Source organism: Pseudomonas sp. NPDC087697 (genome assembly GCF_044743155.1).
GTDB lineage: Bacteria > Pseudomonadota > Gammaproteobacteria > Pseudomonadales > Pseudomonadaceae > Aquipseudomonas.
On sequence record NZ_JBIUVW010000015.1, the window covers coordinates 60,069 to 82,018 of the forward strand.

27 protein-coding genes and 2 pseudogenes are annotated in these 21,950 nt (G+C 56.0%); 18 read left to right on the forward strand and 11 right to left on the reverse strand.

The genetic code is table 11. From position 1 onward, the window contains the following. Nucleotide 1: 1 nt before the first annotated feature. Together ACIPIN_RS13360 and ACIPIN_RS13365 are read left to right on the forward strand one after the other, a co-directional pair. Nucleotides 2–709 carry an NUDIX hydrolase gene (locus ACIPIN_RS13360; protein ID WP_401119286.1) on the forward strand — a complete coding sequence of 236 codons (708 nt, stop codon included), beginning with the start codon at nt 2–4 and terminating at the stop codon, nt 707–709. 8 nt (nt 710–717) lie between these two features. Next, nucleotides 718–1,230: an NUDIX hydrolase gene (locus tag ACIPIN_RS13365; protein WP_401119288.1), complete on the forward strand. Its 513-nt coding sequence runs from the start codon at nt 718–720 to the stop codon at nt 1,228–1,230. Between the two features lie 196 nt (nt 1,231–1,426). On the opposite strand, the gene ACIPIN_RS13370 is transcribed toward ACIPIN_RS13365, so the two are convergent. Further along, nucleotides 1,427–2,947, reverse strand: a complete 1,521-nt coding sequence (locus ACIPIN_RS13370; protein WP_401119291.1) for a nucleobase:cation symporter-2 family protein — start codon at nt 2,945–2,947, stop codon at nt 1,427–1,429. A gap of 246 nt (nt 2,948–3,193) precedes the next feature. Between ACIPIN_RS13370 and ACIPIN_RS13375 the strand changes: the two genes are divergently transcribed. Together ACIPIN_RS13375 and ACIPIN_RS13380 are read left to right on the forward strand one after the other, a co-directional pair. After that, entirely contained in the window at nt 3,194–3,655 is a 462-nt protein-coding gene (locus ACIPIN_RS13375) for a hypothetical protein (protein WP_401119294.1), read from the forward strand. Between the two features lie 87 nt (nt 3,656–3,742). Continuing rightward, nucleotides 3,743–4,279: a hypothetical protein gene (locus tag ACIPIN_RS13380; protein ID WP_401119297.1), complete on the forward strand. Its 537-nt coding sequence runs from the start codon at nt 3,743–3,745 to the stop codon at nt 4,277–4,279. 24 nt (nt 4,280–4,303) lie between these two features. On the opposite strand, the gene ACIPIN_RS13385 is transcribed toward ACIPIN_RS13380, so the two are convergent. From ACIPIN_RS13385 to ACIPIN_RS13395, 3 genes are all read right to left on the reverse strand, one after another. Then, entirely contained in the window at nt 4,304–5,125 is an 822-nt protein-coding gene (locus ACIPIN_RS13385; RefSeq protein ID WP_401119300.1) for an arylamine N-acetyltransferase, read from the reverse strand. 114 nt (nt 5,126–5,239) lie between these two features. Continuing rightward, nucleotides 5,240–6,139: a class A beta-lactamase gene (gene bla, locus ACIPIN_RS13390; protein WP_401119301.1), complete on the reverse strand. Its 900-nt coding sequence runs from the start codon at nt 6,137–6,139 to the stop codon at nt 5,240–5,242. Between the two features lie 64 nt (nt 6,140–6,203). After that, the gene (locus tag ACIPIN_RS13395) at nt 6,204–7,778 is read right to left on the reverse strand and encodes a diguanylate cyclase (protein WP_401119304.1); all 1,575 of its coding nucleotides are present in this window, start codon (nt 7,776–7,778) and stop codon (nt 6,204–6,206) included. Between the two features lie 205 nt (nt 7,779–7,983). Here ACIPIN_RS13395 and ACIPIN_RS13400 point away from each other — a divergent pair, with 205 nt between their 5' ends. Genes ACIPIN_RS13400 through ACIPIN_RS13410 form a run of 3 tightly spaced genes read left to right on the forward strand, consistent with a single transcriptional unit; the run spans nt 7,984 to nt 9,590 of the window. Then, complete coding sequence (locus ACIPIN_RS13400) at nt 7,984–8,520, forward strand: demethoxyubiquinone hydroxylase family protein (protein ID WP_401119307.1); 537 nt, start codon at nt 7,984–7,986, stop codon at nt 8,518–8,520. 51 nt (nt 8,521–8,571) lie between these two features. Beyond that, nucleotides 8,572–9,225, forward strand: coding sequence for an HAD family hydrolase (locus ACIPIN_RS13405; protein WP_401119309.1), 654 nt, complete (start codon nt 8,572–8,574; stop codon nt 9,223–9,225). Further along, complete coding sequence (locus ACIPIN_RS13410) at nt 9,222–9,590, forward strand: hypothetical protein (protein ID WP_401119311.1); 369 nt, start codon at nt 9,222–9,224, stop codon at nt 9,588–9,590. The genes ACIPIN_RS13405 and ACIPIN_RS13410 overlap by 4 nt, the downstream gene beginning before the upstream one ends. A 70-nt stretch (nt 9,591–9,660) precedes the next feature. Here ACIPIN_RS13410 and ACIPIN_RS13415 read toward each other — a convergent pair whose 3' ends face one another. Beyond that, nucleotides 9,661–10,323, reverse strand: a complete 663-nt coding sequence (locus ACIPIN_RS13415) for a ribonuclease (protein ID WP_401119313.1) — start codon at nt 10,321–10,323, stop codon at nt 9,661–9,663. A 145-nt stretch (nt 10,324–10,468) separates the two neighbouring features. Here ACIPIN_RS13415 and ACIPIN_RS13420 point away from each other — a divergent pair, with 145 nt between their 5' ends. Together ACIPIN_RS13420 and ACIPIN_RS13425 are read left to right on the forward strand one after the other, a co-directional pair. Continuing rightward, nucleotides 10,469–10,957, forward strand: coding sequence for a hypothetical protein (locus ACIPIN_RS13420; RefSeq protein ID WP_401119314.1), 489 nt, complete (start codon nt 10,469–10,471; stop codon nt 10,955–10,957). Between the two features lie 279 nt (nt 10,958–11,236). Beyond that, entirely contained in the window at nt 11,237–11,365 is a 129-nt protein-coding gene (locus ACIPIN_RS13425) for a hypothetical protein (RefSeq protein ID WP_401119316.1), read from the forward strand. 342 nt (nt 11,366–11,707) lie between these two features. On the opposite strand, the gene ACIPIN_RS13430 is transcribed toward ACIPIN_RS13425, so the two are convergent. Both ACIPIN_RS13430 and ACIPIN_RS13435 read right to left on the reverse strand, forming a co-directional pair. Then, entirely contained in the window at nt 11,708–11,968 is a 261-nt protein-coding gene (locus ACIPIN_RS13430) for a hypothetical protein (protein ID WP_401119318.1), read from the reverse strand. A gap of 35 nt (nt 11,969–12,003) precedes the next feature. Continuing rightward, on the reverse strand, nt 12,004–12,303 hold the full coding sequence (locus ACIPIN_RS13435; protein ID WP_401119321.1) for a DUF6124 family protein: 300 nt from the start codon (nt 12,301–12,303) through the stop codon (nt 12,004–12,006). An 801-nt stretch (nt 12,304–13,104) separates the two neighbouring features. Between ACIPIN_RS13435 and ACIPIN_RS13440 the strand changes: the two genes are divergently transcribed. The 4 genes and pseudogenes from ACIPIN_RS13440 to ACIPIN_RS13455 all read left to right on the forward strand — a co-directional run. After that, entirely contained in the window at nt 13,105–13,395 is a 291-nt protein-coding gene (locus ACIPIN_RS13440; protein ID WP_401119323.1) for a hypothetical protein, read from the forward strand. Nucleotides 13,396–13,401: 6 nt separating this feature from the next. Continuing rightward, a complete protein-coding gene (locus ACIPIN_RS13445) occupies nt 13,402–13,869 on the forward strand; it encodes a hypothetical protein (protein WP_401119326.1) in 468 nt (155 codons plus the stop codon). A gap of 748 nt (nt 13,870–14,617) precedes the next feature. Beyond that, the gene (locus ACIPIN_RS13450) at nt 14,618–15,097 is read left to right on the forward strand and encodes a hypothetical protein (RefSeq protein ID WP_401119328.1); all 480 of its coding nucleotides are present in this window, start codon (nt 14,618–14,620) and stop codon (nt 15,095–15,097) included. A gap of 71 nt (nt 15,098–15,168) precedes the next feature. Further along, nucleotides 15,169–15,308: pseudogene (locus ACIPIN_RS13455) on the forward strand (transposase); the annotation flags it as partial. Between the two features lie 2 nt (nt 15,309–15,310). Here ACIPIN_RS13455 and ACIPIN_RS13460 read toward each other — a convergent pair. Together ACIPIN_RS13460 and ACIPIN_RS13465 are read right to left on the reverse strand one after the other, a co-directional pair. Next, a pseudogene (locus ACIPIN_RS13460) lies at nt 15,311–15,523 on the reverse strand (DNA adenine methylase); the annotation flags it as partial. 170 nt (nt 15,524–15,693) lie between these two features. Beyond that, nucleotides 15,694–16,161, reverse strand: coding sequence for a cupin domain-containing protein (locus ACIPIN_RS13465; RefSeq protein ID WP_401119330.1), 468 nt, complete (start codon nt 16,159–16,161; stop codon nt 15,694–15,696). Nucleotides 16,162–16,350: 189 nt separating this feature from the next. On the opposite strand from ACIPIN_RS13465, the gene dusA reads away from it, so the two are divergent. The 5 genes from dusA to tal all read left to right on the forward strand — a co-directional run bounded on the left by dusA (nt 16,351) and on the right by tal (nt 19,776). Next, entirely contained in the window at nt 16,351–17,352 is a 1,002-nt protein-coding gene (gene dusA, locus ACIPIN_RS13470; protein WP_401119333.1) for a tRNA dihydrouridine(20/20a) synthase DusA, read from the forward strand. Nucleotides 17,353–17,531: 179 nt separating this feature from the next. After that, nucleotides 17,532–17,906, forward strand: coding sequence for a DUF2388 domain-containing protein (locus tag ACIPIN_RS13475; protein WP_401119336.1), 375 nt, complete (start codon nt 17,532–17,534; stop codon nt 17,904–17,906). A gap of 104 nt (nt 17,907–18,010) precedes the next feature. Continuing rightward, nucleotides 18,011–18,343 carry a transcriptional regulator gene (locus ACIPIN_RS13480; protein ID WP_401119338.1) on the forward strand — a complete coding sequence of 111 codons (333 nt, stop codon included), beginning with the start codon at nt 18,011–18,013 and terminating at the stop codon, nt 18,341–18,343. Then, nucleotides 18,330–18,641, forward strand: a complete 312-nt coding sequence (locus ACIPIN_RS13485) for a helix-turn-helix domain-containing protein (protein WP_401119340.1) — start codon at nt 18,330–18,332, stop codon at nt 18,639–18,641. The genes ACIPIN_RS13480 and ACIPIN_RS13485 overlap by 14 nt, the downstream gene beginning before the upstream one ends. A 208-nt stretch (nt 18,642–18,849) precedes the next feature. Beyond that, nucleotides 18,850–19,776: a transaldolase gene (gene tal / locus ACIPIN_RS13490; RefSeq protein WP_401119343.1), complete on the forward strand. Its 927-nt coding sequence runs from the start codon at nt 18,850–18,852 to the stop codon at nt 19,774–19,776. Between the two features lie 242 nt (nt 19,777–20,018). Here tal and rssC read toward each other — a convergent pair whose 3' ends face one another. Both rssC and rssB read right to left on the reverse strand, forming a co-directional pair. Next, nucleotides 20,019–20,501, reverse strand: coding sequence for an anti-sigma factor antagonist RssC (gene rssC / locus ACIPIN_RS13495; RefSeq protein ID WP_123425689.1), 483 nt, complete (start codon nt 20,499–20,501; stop codon nt 20,019–20,021). Next, nucleotides 20,501–21,682, reverse strand: coding sequence for a two-component system response regulator RssB (gene rssB / locus ACIPIN_RS13500; RefSeq protein ID WP_401119403.1), 1,182 nt, complete (start codon nt 21,680–21,682; stop codon nt 20,501–20,503). The genes rssC and rssB overlap by 1 nt, the downstream gene beginning before the upstream one ends. Nucleotides 21,683–21,950 lie beyond the last annotated feature (268 nt).

Here is a 21,950-nt window from a genome sequence, read left to right on the forward strand (position 1 = left end):
CATGCCAGACCGCACCCCCCATCCAAGCGCCTACCTGCACACCATCGACCTCTGTGTACTGCGCTATTGCCGGGAAACCCAGGCGCTGGAAATCCTCCTGAACCGGCGCAAAGCAGAGCCGTTCGCCGGCCATTGGGCGCTGCCCGGGATCGTGGTCAATGGCGGGGTCGAAGACCTCACGCTGAACGACGCCGTGGAGCGTCTGCGCGCCTCGAAAAAGGTTGGCATGCGACTGGCATGGATCGAGCAGGTCGGCACCGTCGGCGACGCGTTCCGCGATCCGCGCTGCTGGTCGTCGTCGACCTATTACCTCGCCATCGTCAGCGATGCGGTCCAGCCGGCCGAACACCAGGGATTTTTCCCGCTCAAGGACGTGGCCGAAGCCTCGACCAGGCTGCCCTTCGATCACAACAGTCTGGTGGCCTCCGTGCAGGAGCGCCTGTTCTCCAAGTCGCTGTACAGCAGCCTGCCGCTGATGTTCCTCGGCAACGAGTTCAGCGCGCCTGAAGCGGTGAGCATTTTCTCCCTGGTGCTTGAGCGACCGGTGCTCAAGACCAGCATCCGCCAGCGCCTGCTGAAGATGATCGAGGCCGGCTACCTGCAAGAGACCGGGCGCAAGAAAAGCGGCGACGGCGGCCGCCCGCAAGCCACGCTGGAAAACCTCAAGCCCGCCAGCCTCTACCTTTTCGATCGCTGCTTTCTGGAGTAATACCGCGCATGAAGCCTGTCACCGAATCCCAGTGTCTGCTGGAAACCCCGTACTTCAAAGTGGTCCGCGAGAACGGCTACTTCATCATCAAGGAAGCCCAGGCCATCAATGGCGTGGTGGCCGTGCCGACCCTCGAAGACGGCCGGTTGATGCTGGTCAACCTCAAGCGCCGGGCCATTGGCGGGATGTCCATCGAGTTCCCGCGGGGCGCCATCGACGAGAGCGAAACCGCCAGCGACGCGGCGGCCCGCGAGCTGCTGGAGGAAACGGGCTGGCAGGCGCTGAAGGTCAAGAATTTGGGCTTGCTGCACAGCAACACATCACTGATTGCCAGTGCGGTTGCGGTGTGCCAGGTCTACCTCGACACACAAACCACCGACGAAACCGATGGCGAGGTGGATGATCTTTTGTTCATCACCCGCCAGGAACTGATGGCAATGATCGCCGCCGGCCAGATCACCGATGGCCACACGCTCTCGGCGGCAATGATGCTGATCGCCAGCGAGGCCGGTCGCCCCTAGCGCACTACTTCTCCAAGGCAAATTCGACAAAGCTGCGCAGCTTGGGCAGGCGTTTGGGTTTGCGCAACGACTTAAGGCCACTGGGGGTTATCGCAACGCCCCATGCAAAAAGGGCAGAGGGGATGTGATCCCCTCTGCCCTTCTGTTTATTGGTTGTGAGCGTGCCGTCGGTCAGGCGCCGCTCTGCGCAGTGTCGTCAGACATGCTCATTGCTTTTGGCATGCTCCGCACGATGTTCCGTCGGGCCGTGGGACGAATCCACCACCACCGGAATCTCTTTCCCGTCGCAGTCGTGCAGTTTGCCGTCGGCGAAGTAATCCCCTTCGCGCAACGCCGCCAGATCCTGGAAACGCAGGGTCCGTTCGGTACCGGCGGCGAAGACCGATTGTTGATCGGAGTTGCCGGCGGTGAAGTGGTTGAACGTCAGGTTGAGCACGATCGCCATGATCGCCGACGAGCTGATACCGGAATGGAAGATGGTTGCGAACCAGCTTGGGAAGTGATCGTAGAAGTTGGGTGCGGCGATGGGGATCATGCCGAAACCGATGGAAGTGGCGACGATGATCAGGTTCACGTTGTTGCGGTAATCGACTTTGGACAGGGTACGAATACCACTCGCCGCCACCGTGCCAAACAACACGATACCGGCACCGCCGAGGACGGAAGTCGGTACAGCGGCAATCACTCGCCCCATCACCGGCAACAGACCCAGCACCACCAGGAACACCCCGCCCGTGGCCACCACGTAACGGCTCTTGATCCCGGTCACCGCCACCAGCCCCACGTTCTGCGCGAAGGCACTTTGAGTGAAAGAACCGAAGATCGGCGCGATCATGCTCGACAGCATGTCGGCCCGCAGTCCATTACCCAGACGCTTGGAGTCAACCTTGGTGCCGATGATTTCACCGACCGCCAGGATGTCCGCCGAGGTTTCCACCAGCGTCACCATGATCACGATGCACATCGACAGGATCGCCGCAAAGTGGAAGGTTGGCATGCCGAAGTGGAACGGTGTCGGGAAGCCGAACATCGGCCCTTGAGTGACCGTCGAAAAGTCTGCCATGCCGAGGAATACCGCGATCACTGTACCGATCACCATGGCCAACAGGATCGACAAACGGGAGATCGTGGCGCTGCCGATCTTGCTCAGCATCAGCACCAGTACCAACGTCAATCCCGCCAGACCGATATTCGCCATGCTGCCGAAGCTCTCGGCGTGGCTGTTACCGCCCATGGCCCAGCGTGCCGCCACCGGCATCAGCGTCAGGCCGATGGTGGTGATCACAATGCCGGTGACCAACGGCGGGAAGAACTTGGTAATTCGAGAGAACACCGGCGTGATCAGCAGCCCGATCAACGAGGCTGCAATCACCGCCCCCAGAATCGACTGAAAACCACCTTCGCCACCGCTGCTGACAATCGCCACCATGGTCGCGACACCCGAGAACGAAACGCCCTGTACCAGCGGCAACTGACAGCCAAAAAACGGTAATCCGAGGGTTTGCAGTAATGTCGCCAAGCCCCCCGCAAACAGTGACGCCGCAATCAACAGACCAATGTCTGCCGGAGAAAGCCCGGCCGCCTGGCCGATGATCAGTGGTACCGCAACGATACCGCCATACATGGTCAGAACGTGTTGCAGGCCGTAAGCCATATTCGCGCCGACCCCGAGGTTTTCATCCTCAGGCCGTTGGTGTGAAGCAGAGGGCGTTTTCATCGTGGGGGGTTCCCTGGTTTTTTGTTATGCGCACACTGTATGCAACAGTCAGGACAAATGTCTATAGAATTGTATACAGCTATTTCACCAAAGCGTTGGCGCAATTGCCGCCACTCCTCCCTCACTCCCCCGCAACCTGCATCAGCCACCCACAATGCAGCAAAGTGCCACTACTCCTGATAGAATCCCGCGCCCCGGAAACATCGCACGGATTGCAACGCTTTTCCCCGACATGGACGCTCCTCCTTGAACCACCGCGACGCACTGAATCACCTCTGGTACATCTTCATCCTGGCGTATGGCAGCTTTCGCAAGATCCTCATTGTTCAAGCCGTTCTCTTTGGAGTAGGCACTGCGCTCGTATCGGCCGGTCACTGGCATGGCTTGCTGTACGGCATCCTGGCTTTTTTCTGCGTGATGGCGGGTGGTTTGCTGTTTGGCTTTCTACCCATGGCGTTGGTCTTTACCCCGCTGTACGCATTGATCAGCGCCAAGGGTTATGCGAACTGGATCACCGGCGTACTGGCAGGGCTGGCGATGGCCGGCGCGCTGTGCCTGCATCCCGAATTGCGCAAGACGGCGCCGCTGTGGCTGCTCGAGGGCGCACTGGTGGGAGCCGTGACCCATTGGGCCTACCTCAAGCACCTCAAAACGCCCAAGGCTGATGAGGTCGGGGCCAACATCCAGCAAGCGCTATCGCGACCCTAAACCCCGTCGAGCGCTTCACTCTCCTGTAGCACCAGAACCCTACGCAGGCTGGCCGGCGAAAAAGCCGGTTGTCGTCGATGGCCAGCCATGCGCACCAAACAACCCGCTGATCAACCTTCCAGAGCCAGTCCATTGTCCATCAAACACCTGCTACTGATCGCCGCACTCCTCTCGCCCATCGTGCCTTACCCCACAGCACTGGCCAGCCCATCCGCGCATGAGGCGGCAGTCAATTTTGTCGCTCAACAACATCTGGGCAAATACTTGCGCAGCATGGCCGTGCAGGTCATCCAGATGACCCAGTCCTATATCACGATGACGGTCAGAATCGGACCGATTGATGCGTACAGCGCCGTAGACCGTGAACTCGACCAACTCCTGCCCGCCTATCAGCCGCAATGGGACGAGAACCTTGCCAACGCTTATGAGAAATTCTATACCGCCGAAGAGCTGTCCTCTCTGGCGACAGAAGGCAAGGCGTCTAAGTACTTCGCGCAGATGGCCATCCGACAGAATGCAGTGGCCGAAGAAATGCGCAGTCACTCCGATAAAATTCTATCGGGCCTGGCAGGGGCTGCCTTGGGCAAAGCCGTGAGGTTTTCGTTTCAGCCACAGGCGGAGTAAATCGGCTGGCCGGCAGATTGACCGTCAGGCCAGCAGCCTGACGATAACCTGCCGCAACTGAGGATGCTCTGGCACACGAATGGCAAATTCCGTTTGCAGCAGATCGAAAAGCTCATCGACGTCGGTGATCTCCCGCCGCTCACTTTCAAAACCCATCCGATGCAACGCATAGCTGCTGTTGTTCAACGTTCGCCGTACGCCCTCCCCGGTACGTGCCACCATCAGCCGCTGGAGAAACGGCGACTCGGGATGGGTTGAGACGTACCAGTTGCCGATCTCGTAATCGACGTCCTCCTGGCGCTGCAAGTCGAACACATACATCGCCCGCCATTCACCGGCGACCTCGGCGCGCAGGGTGTAGCTGCCGTCGCCGAGGGTGATGCGATAACGTTCGTGAGGCGTGGCCTGCTCTTCTTCGGTGTCGAGCCTGAGCGGCGCAGTCGGCACCATGCCGCCGAAGCCCACGTCGGTAATGTAGCGGACACCGTTCAGGGTCAGCAGGGTCAAGCGATGGGTACGTGCCGCCCAGGTGCCTTCCGGAGCGTTCATCACCACGCGACCGGTAATGCCGCGCACCTCAAAGCCCAAGTGCTGCAGCAACGTCATGTACAGGTTGTTGAGTTCGTAACAGTAGCCGCCCCGGCCATCATGCAGCAGCTTGCGCTGAATCGAATCAAGGTCGATGGACACCGGAACACCGGACAGCGGTGAGAGATTTTCGAAAGCGAAGGTGCTGGTGTGGCGCAGTTGCAATTCGCGCAGGGTATCGAGGGTGGGCGACGGCGGTGTGTCGTAGCCCAGGCGTTGCAGGTAGAGATCGACTTCGTTGAGAACGGGTTGGCTCATGACTGATTCCTTGTGCAGGCAAAGCGCACCGGGCGCTTTGCAATGAACAGCGCCCGGCCGATGGGCGCAAGGTATACGTCAAAACCCCAGGAGCCCGACAATTGATTTAGCCAATCAGGACAAGTGCGCCATCACCAAACGGGTGGCAGAAGCCAGAACATCACGACGCGCTTCGGCGTCCTTTTGATGTTGGGTGAAGTAAACCGCGAGCACCACGGGCGCGCCCGTCTGTGGCCAAAGCACCGCCACATCGTTCGTGGTGCCGTAGTCGCCGCTACCGGTTTTATCGCCGACGACCCAACCCGTTGGTGTCCCGGCCCGAATGCTCGCATCGCCGGTGGTATTGCCCTTGAGCCAGGTCGCCAACTGCTCACGCTGCGCTGTTGCCAACGCGTCACCCAGCACGACTTTCTGCACACTGGCGGCCATCGCGGCGGGTGTGGTGGTGTCACGCGGATCATCAGGAATGGCGGTGTTCAACTCTGGCTCCTTGCGATCAAGTCGGAACGCCGGATCACCCAGGCTTTTGGCGAACTGGTTAACCGCTGCCACTCCACCTAACTCCTTGATCAACAAGTTGGCGGCGGTGTTATCACTGTATTGCAACGTGGCGGCGCACAACTGCGCAACGCTCATACCCTGTTTCAAGTTCTGTTTGGCAATGGGCGCGTAAGACAGCAAGTCGGCTTCGCCATAGGCGATATGTTTGTCGAGCAACCCGGGCTCGGCCATGCTTTTGTGCAGCACCGCTGCGGCCAGCATCAACTTGAAGGTACTGCAGAACGGAAAACGCTCCCCGCCCCGATACTGAATGTCGTGGCCTGTCGCAGTGTTGATCAATGCAACGCCCAGCCGACCTTTTGCACTGTTCTCCAACTCGGCGAGCTTCTTGTAAAGCTCGGCCAGTGGTTTATCCGGGGATGAAGCATTAGCCCAGACTGGGCACACCAGAGTGATCAACGGCAGCGTAAGACCTGCCTTCAACAATGAACGTCGCGAGGGTGAATATTTCATACCGTGCCTCGTAAAAAAAATAAAAATGCCAGGCGGACTCGATCTGAGACCGGTGCCCTGCCCCTCAGCAAACTTCTGAAAACACAGCCGCGTCAGGACTGCCTTCCATCGACAACACCATCGTGCGGTTTCGACCAAAATTTTTGGCCTGATACATCGCTGCATCTGCCCGCTCAATGAACACTTCGATGCTGTCCCCGTCGCTGGGTATAAATGCATAACAGCCCAGACTCACCGTCAGGTTCCCCGACGGCGCGCCGGAATGGATGATGTGACTGTCCTTGACGCTGTGGCGGATCTGCTCGGCAATTGTAAAGGCACCGTGAATGTCGGTATCGGGCAACAACACCGCGAACTCTTCACCGCCATAACGCACCGCCAGGTCGGACTTGCGCTGACAACAACTTTTCACCACTCGCGCCACTTCTGCCAGGCACTGATCCCCTGCCACGTGACCGTAGGTGTCGTTGTAACGTTTGAAGAAATCGATATCGAGCATGATCAGGCTCAACGAACTCTGCTGACGGGCACCCCGTGCGAACTCGATGTCCAGCGCCCGCTCGAACAGTCGACGATTGGCCAACCCGGTCAGACTGTCGTGAGTCGCGATCACTTCCAGCCGCTCTTGCGCGGTACGCAAGTCCGCCTCGATGAGTTCACCGTTGCGAACCTGCAGTACAAACACCCAGCCGAACAAACCAACGCCGAGCACCACCAGGGCGACGATGACACTGGATTGATAGGCGTTGGCGTACCACCCCTGAAGAATGATTTTCTCCGGAGTCGCCGCCATAACCACCAGCGGGTAAGCGTCCAGCCGACGATAGCTATAGAGGCGAACCACACCGTCCACCACCGAACGGATCATTGCATTGCCGGAGGTGGTATGGGGCAGGTACTGCTGGAAGATTTCCCCATGCGCCACTGACTCGCCTATTCGTGACTCATCAAACGGCCGCCTGGCCAGCAACGTCCCGTCCGACAACACCAGAGACATCACGCCATTGTCATCGAGGCTGAAGCTTTTGAAGAACTGGTCGAAGTACGCCAGCTTGATCCCGGCCATCAGCACGCCCTGGAACTCGCCGTTCTGGTCATTCACCCGCCGGGAAATCGGAATGATCCACTCGCCGTTCTGCCGGCTGCGAATCGCCGGTCCAATGTGCGCGAGCAACGAAGGATTTTGCTGATGGAACGTGAAGTAGTCGCGATCAGCCACGCCCTCGCCACGCGGTAAATTAGCAAACGACGTCACCACCCAGTGCCCGTTTTTGTCGAACAGAAACAGCCCGTGCAACTGCTCAAGCGCCTGCACCCGCCGCGCGAAGGTCCGCTGCAACCGTGGGTTTTGAAAGACGCCAAAACCTTCTGCCTGAATCCAGTCGACCAGGCTGGTCATCACCAGATCCGCGCTCAAAAACGTGTCCTGCGCCTGCTGCGCCATCGCCCGCGTCAGGTTCGCCGACGCCACCTCCGCCAGCGACAAATCGTGGCGCCGGGACTGCTCCAGTTGCAGGTAAAGCAAGCCACACAAACACAGGCAAACCGCCGCAACAAACATCACCGCGGCTTTGCGCAGAGGCAAGCGTTTAAGAGGGCCGCCGGGGGCGTAATGAGGGTCGTGAATGGGGGTAGGCAAAAGCGTCATCCTTGAAGGGTAAGGCATGAGCAAAAGCCCAGATCCCTTAATGCCGGGGAGCTTAGCTTACGGGGTGATGAGGGGCAAATGTGGTGCGAGTCATAAACTCACTCCCCTTTTCTCCTGTAATGTTCAACGCATTCGTTGATGCTCACTTCAAACATCAATGCCCCCACCGATACAGCCCTGTGAATCTCCACGTCCAATGAAATATAAAGACAGCGCCGCATCGCTGGACACCGCCAAAAAGATTCTCAAGGTGAACCACGCCGGGGAATTCGGCGCCATCAACATTTACCGATCGCAGATCTTTGTATCCCGGCTGCTGCGCAGGGACTACGTGCCTCTTCTGGAAAGCTTCATGGAAGACGAAAAACGTCACATGAACCGGTTCTGGGAGGAGATCCAGCGCCGCAACGGCATCAAGTGCAAGAGCTACTGGCTTTGCGGCGCCGGGGGCTGGTTCATGGGTTTTATCTCGGCGTTACTGGGGAAAAGCGGCGTCATGGCCTGCACCTGGGCCGTGGAATCGGTCGTGGTGAGCCATCTGAAAAGCCAGCTCTTATACCTCGAAAGCCGGAACGATTCGGCGGCCTATGAAACAGTCCAGTCGATTCTGGAAGATGAGGAAAACCACCGCGATACCGGTCGAATCGAAGGTGGCAGCGCGCTGCTGTATGGGCCGTTCAGATGGATGATCAGTTTGTTTACGGAAGGTGTTATTCGGTTTGGGATGCGGTAAAACAGGGGCACCCTAAAACCGCCTACACAAGCCAATCCATGGAGGAAAAGCATGAGTCCCCTGAACCACCCGACAACCATCGACACCGTTGTGTTCGACCTCGGTAACGTCCTCATTCACTGGAATCCAAGAAACCTTTACCGAAAGATCTTCGGTAATGACGTACAGGCCATGGAGACGTTTCTTTCCGAGGTGTCCCCTCCCGAGTGGAACGAGCGCCAGGACGCAGGACGGTCCTGGCAGGAAGGGATCAACGAAGCCATCGCACGGCACCCGTCACAAGAGGCGCTGATTCGTGCGTACCGCGAACGCTGGGAGGAAACACTTGGCGGTGCGCTGGAAGAGACCGTGCTGATCCTCGATGAACTGCACGCCAAGGGTGTCCGCTTGCTGGCCCTGACCAACTGGTCCGCCGAAACCTTCCCGATTGCCCTTGAGCGCTTTCCCTTTTTGCACACGTTCGAGGGCATCCTCGTCTCCGGCGAAGAAGGCATCATCAAGCCCGCCCCGGCGATCTTCCAACTGCTGAAATCGCGCTACCGGCTCGAAGGCCACCATGCGGTGTTTATCGATGATCACGCGCCGAACGTCGAAGGTGCACGTCGGGAAGGCTTCAATGCGCTGCAGTTCACCAGTGCGGCACAACTGCGCAAAGACCTGGTGGCACTGGGGTTGCCCGTGCATGTGCAGAATGAACCGGCATGACCAACTACCCCCCATTAAGCCCTGAGGATAAAACCAAAATCCGCTGTGCACTGGCCGACGCTTTCGTTGACACCGCGGTGGACTATGCCTACATCGCACGGCAAATCCAGGGTTACGACATCGCGCTGGTCGAAGATATTTTCTTCTCGGAAGTGACTGCGGTCTGCCACTGGAATGCGCAAACACCGATTCCTCCGATCTGGACAGGGTTTGATGATGAGTGGCTGGAAGCCGAAATCGAAGAAACCCTCCGCGCTCGTAGAGAAAACTGGCTCAAGCGAAATATCGATAAGCTGCTGGTCGTTTGGTGGCGATTCAGATTCAAGAGCTTCTGGCTGGAAATCAAGAATACCGCGCTCGATTAAGCGGCTTGCCAAGCTAAATGGGCGACCGAAGTCGCCCATTTTTATGCCAATAAATCTACAACGATCCCCATCAACGCATTGGCGGAACCCGAATATCTCCCGCCCGGCACTGACTCTTCACGCCCTTGCCACAAGATCCGAACGACAAGTCCTTGCCCAGGCACACTCGTACTTCCGACAACTCAGGTCCGCTGCAGACAATCGCAATGCCATCCTCCGGAATTCCGGGATTGCTCTGACGAAACATCTGCGCAATTTCCTGCGCCGGGAAGTAAATCTCGGTGCTCAAGGGTTTCAGCTTGTCCGGGATTTTCACCGCGCCAACAGCCTTGTCCGCCACATTCAGATAACCCGAGGCGCCGAGGCCGCTGCAAGTACCGTGCTTGGACCATTCATGCTGAAGCAATTTTGGCGTCACAAACAACGTCAGCCCTTGTTTCTGCTCCGCTGACGTCAACGGCACCATCGGCGGACAAGACTCCGGCCAGCCGCCCTTGGCGTACTGCGGCCAGAGACCGTGGAGCACAAAGCCGTAGCCTTTGCCCGAGCATTGCGGGTTGTTCTGGTGGGTCAGGCAAAACGTCGGCGACCAGGACAGCGTCAGCAAGTAGTAATCAAACACTCCCGCCACCGACTCGGTCTGCTGCTTATCGCGATGGGACCGAGCGTCGCTCATGCCGACGCTGCCAATCGTCAGCGCAAACAACGCGACCAGAACATACAGTTTTTTCATTAACCCTCTCCTTTGGGACAGATCGGATGATCTTTCTCAGCGTGGTGAACCTGTCATTGCAGCGGATTCTAACTGGCCATTACCCGCCAAGGTGAAGTACCTTGAAATCGCTACGATCAAACTTACGTCACGATAGGAAATCGAAATGAGTAAGGCAGATGAGCTCGCCGCGAAACTGAAGCAGAAACAGCAAACCCGTGCTGACGCTGAAGCCTGCGCAGATACGGCGATTGAGCATTGGCCGATACAGGTCTATGACATGTACCACCAGCTTGAGGCATGGCTGGAGCCACTGACTGAAGCCGGCTTGAACATTCGCCGCGTCCCCACACACGTTATCGAAAACCTCCCTTCCGGCGAGACCTTCAACTACGCCATCGACAAACTGCTGATCGATGGTAACCACCACAGCATCACCCTCGACCCCATTGCTCGCTTCATCATTGGCGGTATGGGCCGTGTCGATGTCCTCGCCAAAGGCAAAGAGCTGTATTTGTGCCGGACCGAGACCGAACACGGCGAAGCGCAATGGCAGATCCAGAGCATTTCGCGCAATGGACAACCACAGCCGGAGCCGGTCGAACTCAGTGAAGACAACTTTCTCTCGGTGATACAGGAAGGCCTGGATCTCTAAAGCCGAGAGTAACGCGGGGAAGAAGCGTGGTGTGTCACCCTTCCCTGCCAATCCCGAAAAAATGCTCGATATAAACAAGGGGCGGCCGCAATGGTCGTCCCTACACACTACCTACAACTTCTGTAACACTTTAATTATCCCCCCGCCTCCGATCACATTCTTTTACATCTCACGTACATATTGCTAACAACTGCATTCCTTTCGTTGATTAGCATGGACAAACCTTATGCGAATTCAGGGACGTCGCTATTCCAACGGATGCCTTATGAAGGAAAGCAAATGCCTACTGAACAAATCATCATCTTTGTTGCCGTTACAATCATTGGCCTTGTTTGGGCTGCCAGGAGAGATTTAAAAAATCGGAAAAAAGAGCAGGCCATGAAAGACGCTAACGAGAGCGCCGATTGACTGCCAGTTATTTTCCGAGATAAGTAAACAGATATATTTGATCACTTCAAAAAGCCAATCTACCCCGCTGACTGCGCCGATACCCGTATCTCCTTACGCAACATTGAAATACGGTAAAGGACTATGTCCGTAGCAGCTGCCGAGCCCGCGAGGCTGCGTTCGAGGACGTAGTCCTCGCAAATCCTGCATACACGGTTTGCTTGAAGGAACGCATTGCCTGATTTACAACCGCCTCATCCGAACACAGCCCGGGTCTGACGCAGCCTCGCAGGCTCGACAGCTGCTACAGGAAGGGACACACCCAACCAACAAGGGGCGACCTCAACGGTCGCCCCTTTTCGTTTACCGCTGCAATCGTCGCCCGATCACATCCATCACATCACACCCATCGCGCAGCGGAATCGCCAACACCCGCGCGAAGTCCTGCAACAGCAATGCATCACGACCGATCCCCTCGCCCTGGGAAAGCGTTTCCAGCAGTTGCGTCACGCTGCGAATGCGGTACGCCGCCGTGTCGTGCAACACATCGACCGGCGCTTCGGTATCGATCAGCAGCGACGGGATTGTGCAGTCAATACCGGTGATCGGCATATATCGAGCCATGGCAGAACCTCCATTGAATGAACCAGCGTGAACACTCAGTGACGAGCCGCGGACGAAACCCCGGACGCCGCATCCGGCGTGTCGAAGTGCTCCAGGGCTCGGTTCACCAACAACTCGCTGAGAACAACCAACTGCTGCATCGCTAACGCTACATTGCGGCGCGAACCTTCGAGCTCGAAGGCCAGGTCGGTGGTCATGGCGTTTAGGGATGCCAAGGTTTCGGAGGTGTGGATTAGCAGGGTTTCGGTGTCGATGTTTGGGGCGATGGTGAAGAGGTGGGTGGTGGGGTCGGAAACGGCTGGGGTTTCGGGGGGATTGGGGGTGATCTTTTTCATGAGTGAAGCTCCTTTAGCAATTCAGTGAACTGCCAATCTCACTTCCACATGAGGGTGGCAGCTGTACGCAGGTGTGGAAGACCGGGGCTAAAGGATCCCGGCGCACTCGGGAGTGCCCCGCGCACAGCCGCCATAACACGACAATGTTGGCATAAAAAAACGCCGACATGTGTTTATGGGCGCTTGGGCGCCTTTAGCTATAGAACGGACTTCCACATCCGGCCGCTGATTTTGCAGCGACGGGGGAAGGCTATACGGTGAGGTGAATGGCGGTAAAGCGACTGAAACCGATGCAGGTTGCGGGAAATGTCCGATGCAGGTGTGGTGTGTTGGAAGCTGAATTCAATCGTAAAAATTTGCTCTGCTTGTTCGCCGTCACCTCGATGATGGATTGGACCGACTTATTTCAGAGCCGTTGATTTACAAGACCTGTAGTACTAATAGTTTTTTCTCGTACCATTTCTGTACCACTTCGAACTCCTACTGCGTGCACCCTGCCTTTCTGCCGTTGATACCCCCTCGAATGATTTCTAGTCATATCCACATGAGCTAAGCCCCTTTACTCTGAGGCCGCCTTGGGGAGGGCCAATTTTAGCTAAGCTCGCTTCCTATGTCGCCCATGCAGAAATGCACAGCGTTTCTTAAGGTTTTCGACGAAAATGGCTTCATTTTCCTACTAGAGCAATCACTAGTAGCCAACCTTGCTTGATGAAACTTGATTAAATATGACAAAATCCCTATGAAGACATACAGTGTATTAAATGAAGTAAAAGGCCACATGTATTCAAATGGAGAATCTCTATGATTGATTTTGACACAGCCATCGCAGTCGCTCTTGAGAACATAACAAAGCTGGTAAAGGGAGCAAAAAATCCTGTATTAGAAGGGATTATCATCTCTGAAGATGAGAAGCTTTATGAAATCACCTATAGCTACGACCTTGATAGGACTCCAACAAAAATACCAACAGCCGGTGAATCATCAGCAATGCTGGCACTTGCAGGATTATTGGGAAGGAGAAGAGAGTACAAAGTATTTTTGGTAGACGCGCACACCGGAAAATTTAGAGGCTTCAAAAACTATAAGGAGTAATAATTTTTGGCTAAAGGGCAGTTGATAATCGACACCAATCTTCTCCTCCTTCTTATTATTGGAGGCATTGAAGATGGCAGACATATAAAAAATTCGAATCGCCTGAATAAATTCAACATCCAAGATTACGACAATATTGTTGCCGTCATGGAACAATACGATTGTATTTGCATTACGCCATACATAGCAACTGAAGTATCCAACCTCATAGACCTGAATGGATACGTTTCCGATCTAGCCTATGAAATAGCCAGAAACTTGTTTTCCATATTTCATCAAGTTGATTCAGACATAAATAAGGATTGTGGTACTGAAAATTTTCTAACGTATGGAATTACAGACAACTCACTTATAAAGCTTGCCCCTAAATACATAATACTCACGGATGACACAAGGCTTTTGACGCCACTATTTGCGGCCAACCCAAACAACATTCTTCCCTACGCAGCTGTGAAAGCGGCTATTTCCAATTGAACATTAAGCTTTACTTTATTCTCTGACCTACAATCGGCTGCTGCGTTCGGAAGGTGAAGGCTGCTCTATGGGTAGGGATTCGAACCCCTTCTGTATGCACCTCGTACCGTATTAGGCCGCTGAAATAGCGGTAAATCAACAACCCACGGAAGCCTATAACGGGAAACAGAGGTCTCCAATTTTCCCTAAATTTGCCCTAAAACTTTTCCACCTGAGCCGGGCAGACTGGGGGGGCTCGGACAGGTATTCCTGGTCGCAACCGAAAACCCAAGTGGTGTCGCGTAAAAATAATCAATCCTGCAATAGGCAGCTATCGGCCCAAGCGGTGTAAAACGCATGCGCCATTTTGAAGTCTGCGTTGCTACGTAAAATCTGCTGGCGCTTGGTTAATCGGCAGACCAAAAAATTGCGTAGGAGCGCGATTTTCGTTCTGGTTTTGACTGTCAAACCAATTCTAAAACGTTTTTACACAACCTCTCGGCCAAAAGCGGACCGTGGACGCGGAATGACAAATGGATAGCGCCACCATTGCTGCTTTCAACTCAAGAAGGCAGCAGGGCTTACCGTCATCCATGTCGCGTTTCTCCCTGAGCAATGTTGCGTTTGCCGCGACCTCCACTAAGCTAGACAAGGACTTACAGGGCGACAAGGAACGTTATACAACACGCCATCGCGACAAGAAACGCAACATGGCATGTCGCCTAGTAGTAGTTAGCCACATCCATCAACCGCCAAGGAAGATTAGGAAATGAATGGTTTTGACATTGAAAGCGAAGCACAGGATGCCATAACAAACCCTGGAAACTACACTACATTAGGGCCGAACGAGTGGCCTATTGGTACAGTCCTTCCTGTATATTACCCGCATAAAATACAACTCCCAACAGGGTGGTGCATTTGTGCCGGGCAAGTCATTACTGATTCCACATCCCCATTCTTTAATTTGCCAGCCCCTAACCTAATAGATGAACGCTTCCCAATGGGAACCATTCTTACTAGATCCTATGGAAAGTCTGGCGGTAATAATGCTTTAGCGCCAAGTGGTAACCATTCTCACAGATACACCATACAAAAAAATGCTCCTCAGCCATCTATGGCTGGATATGAAGGCAGAGGACCTGATTGCTATGTTTCCACTTTGGATACCAGTAGTACCGGTGATCACAATCATGGCGGCGAAAACAGGCCAAACTGGTTTGGGGTACTGTATATAATTAAATATAAATAATTGCTAACAAGTCATTCAAGGGTTGGCATTTTCGGCGTGCGCCGCAAATGCACCCTTAATCCCAACGTTAGGTGAAGATGCTCACACCGGGCGCAAAGAAAACCCATCGTGCTTATGTCTGGACCTACGCCAGCAGCCGGTTCGCGGACTTGAGCGCTGTCGCTTACGACTTCAGCCCAAACGCGCCGATGAGCTCGCTCGCAACTTCCTGCAAGGCGGGTCCATGTAGTGGAAGGTGTGGGCACGGTCGTAGCGTTCGGCGCATTCGAGCCAGAGCAGGTTTTCGACGTAGGTACCGGACAGACGTTGCCAGGCGGCCGAGAGGTTTTCCTCGATCCGCAGCAGGTTAATGGCCGGGCCAGTGGTAGCGGTGCCGAAGGTCTGCCCTGTGACCTTGCCGGCGAAGGCATGGTGCTGCAGGTAGAAGGGAGAATCAGGGACAGACCACGATTAATTAAGCCAAAAATCGTGGTATTGCAACAATGGGTGTCTCCTTTACTGCTCAAGAAAGACCACCCACTTGCCGAGAGTGTGGAGGTCTTTTTTATTACCTTCGACAAACGGCCGCTGGACTGGACGACCGGTCAGCGTGAACGCTATTTTTTTCTTGGATCGTCTGCTGGGTTGACGTAGTCAATCCCGCTTGGGCCGGGGCCCTCCACCTGAAGGATTACCTCTGTGCCTTTGCTTGCCCCAAAGTGCCTCACGTGCCCCTCGCCATAAATACTTCCGGCCGGAAATTCATGCAATTTTTTCGCATCGAATTTATCCCCATCGCCGTGATACCACGTACCCGAGATCACGGTGACTGTACGCTCGTCCGGATGAGTGTGGGCGGGAATAATATAGTTCGGCGGGAGTTTTACTCGCACGATATATGGGCCAACTTTGGGGTCGCCCTGGAGGACGGCGGTTTTTGCCCCCTTTGGTAAAGCAGGGTTATCGGCCCACTTGATGTCTTTTGGGGTAACCATGATGTAATCGCCAGGCTCAGCCCAACCCGTTGATGCCCCAAGGCAACCCATCGCAAAGACAACAGATAACGCCGCGAGTTTGTTGTTCATCGTATTCTCCTCAGAGTGGTTTGAACGAGGTCGGGGATATTGAGCACGCAGGCATTGTCCTACCAAGACTGCCCCTCTAACTGATCATAATAGTCTAGAGCTGAAGACACACCGACACAGCTCACCCCTTTCAGCCATCCCACCCCATTCCTGATAAACTGCCGTATCGCCCCACCCATCCAGATACCCATGCCCTTACTCACCACGCCAGCCACACCCCAATCCCTCTCCCGCCGCTTCTCCGTCGCACCCATGATGGATTGGACCGACCGCCATTGCCGTTTCTTCCTGCGCCTGCTCTCCAAGCACGCTCTCCTCTACACAGAAATGGTCACCACCGGCGCTCTTCTCAACGGCGATCACGACCGTTTCCTGCGCCACAACGAAGCCGAGCACCCGCTCGCTCTTCAACTCGGCGGTAGCGTCCCAGCCGACCTGGCCGCGTGCGCGCGCATGGCTCAGGAACACGGTTACGACGAGGTGAATCTCAACGTCGGCTGTCCGAGTGATCGGGTGCAGAACAATATGATTGGTGCGTGCCTGATGGCGCATCCGGTGTTGGTGGCGGACTGTGTGAAGGCGATGCGCGATGCGGTGTCGATTCCGGTGACGGTGAAGCATCGGATCGGGATCAATGGGCGGGACAGTTACGCTGAGTTGTGTGATTTCGTCGGGACGGTTCGGGATGCCGGGTGCACGAGTTTTACCGTGCATGCGCGGATTGCGATTCTGGAGGGGTTGTCGCCGAAGGAGAATCGGGACATTCCGCCGCTGCGCTATGACGTGGCGGCGCAGTTGAAGGCGGATTTTCCAGAGCTGGAGATTATTCTCAACGGCGGGATCAAGACGCTGGAAGCCTGTCACGAGCATTTGCAGATCTTTGACGGCGTGATGCTGGGCCGTGAGGCGTATCATAATCCTTATGTGATGGCTGAGGTCGATCAGCAGCTGTTCGGCAGCACGGCGCCGGTGATTTCGAGGGCCGAGGCGTTGGCGCAGTTGCGGCCTTATATAGCCGCGCACCTGGACGCTGGCGGTGCGATGCACCATATCACTCGGCATGTGCTGGGTTTGGGCACTGGGTTTCCGGGGGCGCGCAAGTTTCGGCAGTTGTTGTCGGTGGATATTCACAAGGCCAAGGAGCCTTTGGCGTTGCTGGATCAGGCGGCGGAGTTGCTGGAGGGGCGCTGACAGGCAGGTTTTACTATTTCGCCGGTTGAAGCAGCCCTTCCTTGTTGTGCAGGCGAAAAGTGTGGATCATTGCGCCGCATCGGAGTCTCGCTAGCACCAGCGGGCTGGCAGGTAACCAAGAAGTGTTGCCTGCTTGTGAAATTACGCCGATGCACTGTCGACAGGACGTCCTTCTCGCTATGCCCGTGTTCAATTCTGTTGTTTTCAAGCGCTGCGCCCTCTTGGCCCTACTCTCTGCAACTTCTGCCACGGCTTACGCCCACTGCGATGGCCTGTGTGTAGGTAACACAGACAGCCCGCTGCAAGTCACCCAACTCAGCGGTTTTACCCTCGCCAGCGTACTGCTCTCGCCTTTCTCTGCCAGCCAGGAGACGACCGAGAACCGCAAGCTCGTCTACTCCGCACAAGAGCAAGAAGCGGCACAGCTCTACCTCGCCAGCGACGGCACGCTTGAAGTGGCCTATTTCACCTCAGCCTTGAATCGCTTCAGACAGGAAACACCCGACGCAGAGCTGAATAACCTTGCCGTGGCTGCGCTGATCAGTAGCCAGTAGTCGTGTCACTCGACACGAGCGATACGCATTGAAAGCATGGATCAAGCAGCGAAGCTGATTGAAGGCCGTTAGCCCCCAATTGCCAAATCATACGTCAAAGACGTATGATCATCAGCAAGCTGACAATCATCGAATCCCCGCTGTTTACTAAGCTCTGGCCAGACTACTGGACTGAAGAAGAACGTGGTGCCTTCATGTCCTATCTGGCTAACAACCCGGATGCCGGCGCCGTAATCGCAGGCTCCGATGGATGCCGAAAAGTGCGCTGGAGCATGGATGGTCGCGGCAAAAGCGGCGCGGTTAGAATTATCTATACCGCGCAACTTGCCAGCGGCGCATTGGTCACATTGCTGATCTACGGCAAAGGCGCCACAGAGAACATCCCTGCGCACATCCTGCGCAAAATCGCAAAGGAGCTGAATCATGCCCCTGACTGAAAAAGAACTGATGGAACGGGATGCCAAACGCAATATTGGCGAAGAGCTGTTGGCGTCCATTCTTGAAGTCAAAGCTGGCCACCACGGCGACGTTCATAAGGTTGAGGTGACTGAGGCTGCAGAGGCTCGAAGCAAAACCGGGCTTTCCCAGCCGAAATTTGCCGAGTTACTGGGCGTATCCGTACGCACTCTGCAAGAGTGGGAACAAGGACGGCGATCACCTTCGGGTGCTGCTCGGTCGTTGCTGCACATCGCAGCGCTACGACCAGACGTTTTCCGAGATGTATTAGCGAACTGAAGATACGGCTGTAGGTTCTCATGGGCGTTAACCGTCACTCCGGTTGAACCTGTAGCCTGTTTCGGCATCGTATTTACCGGATAGCACCAGGCCTTTCAAACGCCTGTTCTCAGGTTGTCGCCGCCCTGGCCGTTGTTACGCATTTGCGCCCTTGAGTGACCGTCAACGCTCGGGTAATGTCAACAGACCCACAGGATAGAGCACGCTCATGACTTCCAAGCTGGAACAACTCAAACAAATCACCACCGTGGTGGCCGATACCGGCGACTTCGAGGCAATCGCTCGCGTTAAACCGGTGGATGCCACCACCAACCCTTCCCTGCTGCTTAAAGCGGCGGCCATTCCTGCATACGCCGATTTGCTGAACGCCTGTGTCAGCGACTGCAAGGGCGACGTGGGCCTGGCCAGCGACCGTTTTGGTGTTGCGGTCGGTCAAGAGATTCTGAAAGTGATTCCGGGGCGTATTTCCACTGAAGTGGATGCGCGCCTGTCGTTCGACACTGACGCGGTATTGAAGCGCGCGCACCGTCTGATCGAGCTGTACGACAAGTCTGGTATTGGCCGCGACCGTGTGCTGATCAAGGTCGCCTCCACCTGGGAAGGCATCCGCGCCGCCGAGAAGCTGGAACGCGAAGGTATTCAGACCAACCTGACGTTGCTGTTCTCTTTCGCTCAGGCGGTTGCCTGTGCCGAGGCCGGGGTGTTCCTGATTTCGCCGTTCGTGGGCCGCATCTACGACTGGTACAAGAAGGCCAACGGCAACGACTACACCGGTGCCGATGATCCGGGTGTGCAGTCGGTGACGCGCATCTACAACTACTACAAGGCCAATGACTACAAGACCGTGGTCATGGGCGCGAGCTTCCGCAATCTCAATCAGATCGAGCAACTGGCCGGCTGTGATCGCCTGACCATCAGCCCGGACCTGATCGAGAAACTGGCCGCCGACACCGGCAAGCTGGAACGCAAACTGACACCAAGCCACGCTGGCGAAGCGCGTCAGAGCCTGACTGAAGCACAGTTCCGCTGGGCGTCGAACGAAGACGCCATGGCCACCGAGAAACTGGCTGAAGGTATTCGTCAGTTCGCTCGCGACCAGGAAAAGCTTGAGGCGCTGCTGCAAGCCAAGCTCTGATCTAATCCGGGCAAGCGCAAAAAGGGCGAACCCTCACAGGTTCGCCCTTTTTTATGCGGTTGGCGGCGGGAATTGAATGAGCTTCGCGCCAGAGCAACTGGCGGCAGTTCTGGCCCCATCGCGAGCAGGCTCGCTCCCACAGGGGATCGGTGTCAGACCACACAAGTGTAATCGACGTAAGACTAGTGTGGGAGCGGGCTTGCTCGCGAAGGGGCCGCAGCGACACACGCGGCCTCAGGAAATCAGTGACGCTCCAGAGCATTCACCAAGTCATGGAAGGCTTCGCGGTTGGAGTCGTTCAGGCCCATGAGGATCTTGTGCGCTTCGAGCACCTTGATCCGCACCACTTCTTCGGACTGATCCTGATCTGGCAGGTCGGTCAGGCATTCCGGGCAGGGAATCGGACGGTCAACGATGTTGAACACCTGCTCAAAGCCCATCGACTCCAACAGACGGGTGATGTCTTCGTGGGTGGTGACGACGGTCGGCAGCAGGCCGACCTTTTGCCGCGACATAATCGACAGCTTGGCCAACAGGCCCAGCGTGGTGCTGTCGATGCTGCGGGTTTCGGTCAGATCGATCACGATTGCGTTGAAGTTCAACGCCGTGAAGATCCGCTCAATAGTCGCATCCAACGCCGAACACAGGGTCAGGCGAACTTCACCGACGAACTTCAAGACGAAGGTGCCGTCCTGCTCGGCGAACTGGATTCTACCGGTACTCATTAAAGATTCCTGCTCAACACCAACAGGGCGATATCATCCGGCATCTCCCCTAGCGTGGCCAATCCAAAAACCTGCCGCAAGCCATCCAGGCTGCCGCCCGCCGTTCTTACCCGTTGCGGTAAGGCAGCTTCTTTCTCTTTGAGTGTAGGTTCTGGCAAAAGGTCCAGAATGCCATCGGACATCAGCGTCAGGCTGAACACCGGCGGCAGCTCGATGACGTGGTCTTCGTAGGTGGCTTCGTTGAACAAGCCCACCGGCAGACCGCGTCCTTCGAGATAACCCACACTCTCTGGCGTGTATAACACTGGCAACGGCAGGTGTCCGCCGATGCTATAGGTCAACAAACCCGTCTCCTCGTCGATGACTCCACCGACCATCGTGACATGTTTGCCCAGCTTACAGCTGATCAGGCCCCGGTTGATATGGCCGAGGACTTCCGAAGGGGTGAATTCTGGCAAGGTGCCATTGCGCTTGGATTCGAACAGCAAGCGCGTGGTCATGAACTTCAGCAGCACGGTCACGAATGCCGATGAAGCGCCATGCCCTGAAACGTCCGCCAGGTAGAAGGCTACCCGACGCTCGTCGACCCGAAAGTAGTCAACGAAGTCGCCCGACAGGTACAGCGACGGGATGATCTGGTGCGCAAACTTGAATTCGTCGATCGTCCAGGGACTGACCGGCAGCATGTTCATCTGCACCTGACGCCCGGCGTTCTGGTCTTCCTGCAACAGATTCAGGCTGGCTTCGAGCTCGCGGTTGGCGGTTTCGAGTTTTACCCGATAGCGCTGGTTTTCCAGCAGCAGACGCGCACGATCCAGGGCCCGGCGCACGGAGTGCTCGAGCACGGCCAGATCTTCCAGCGGTTTGATCAGGTAGTCCGCCGCGCCCAGGCGCAAGGCCTCGACGGCATCGTTCATCACGCCGGCACCCGAGACCACGATCACCGGTGTTTGCGGCGAAAGGTCAGTGACCTGACGAATGAGTTCGAGCCCGCCCATCTGCGGCATGCGCAGATCGCAGATCACCAGATCGGGATGGTTTTGCTCGAAGACCTGAAGCCCCTGCTGGCCATTACTGGCCTGAAGGACGCTGAACCCACTGTCTTCCAAATAGGCCGCGAGACTCGCGCGCACTACTTCGTCGTCATCGATTATCAGCAGCGTGGCACTGGTTTTTTGCATGTGGGCAAACGGCGCCAGAATTAGGTTGGCGTAGCTGGCAGGGCATTCGGCCCGGCACACACTACTGGATTCGCTTTCTAGCCTCTCTGTCGCACCGCTTTCGAGCATTTGCCCTACAAGCGTGTTCATCAGAGGTGCCCTTCTAAGGCGCAGACGGTACTCCCATCCGCGAGGCGTTTCAAGCTCACGCCGATGGTCATCAGGCGTCTTTACATCGCAAATCACCGGGAGTTATAAGAACAGCCAAAACCGCAACATTATGGAAGGA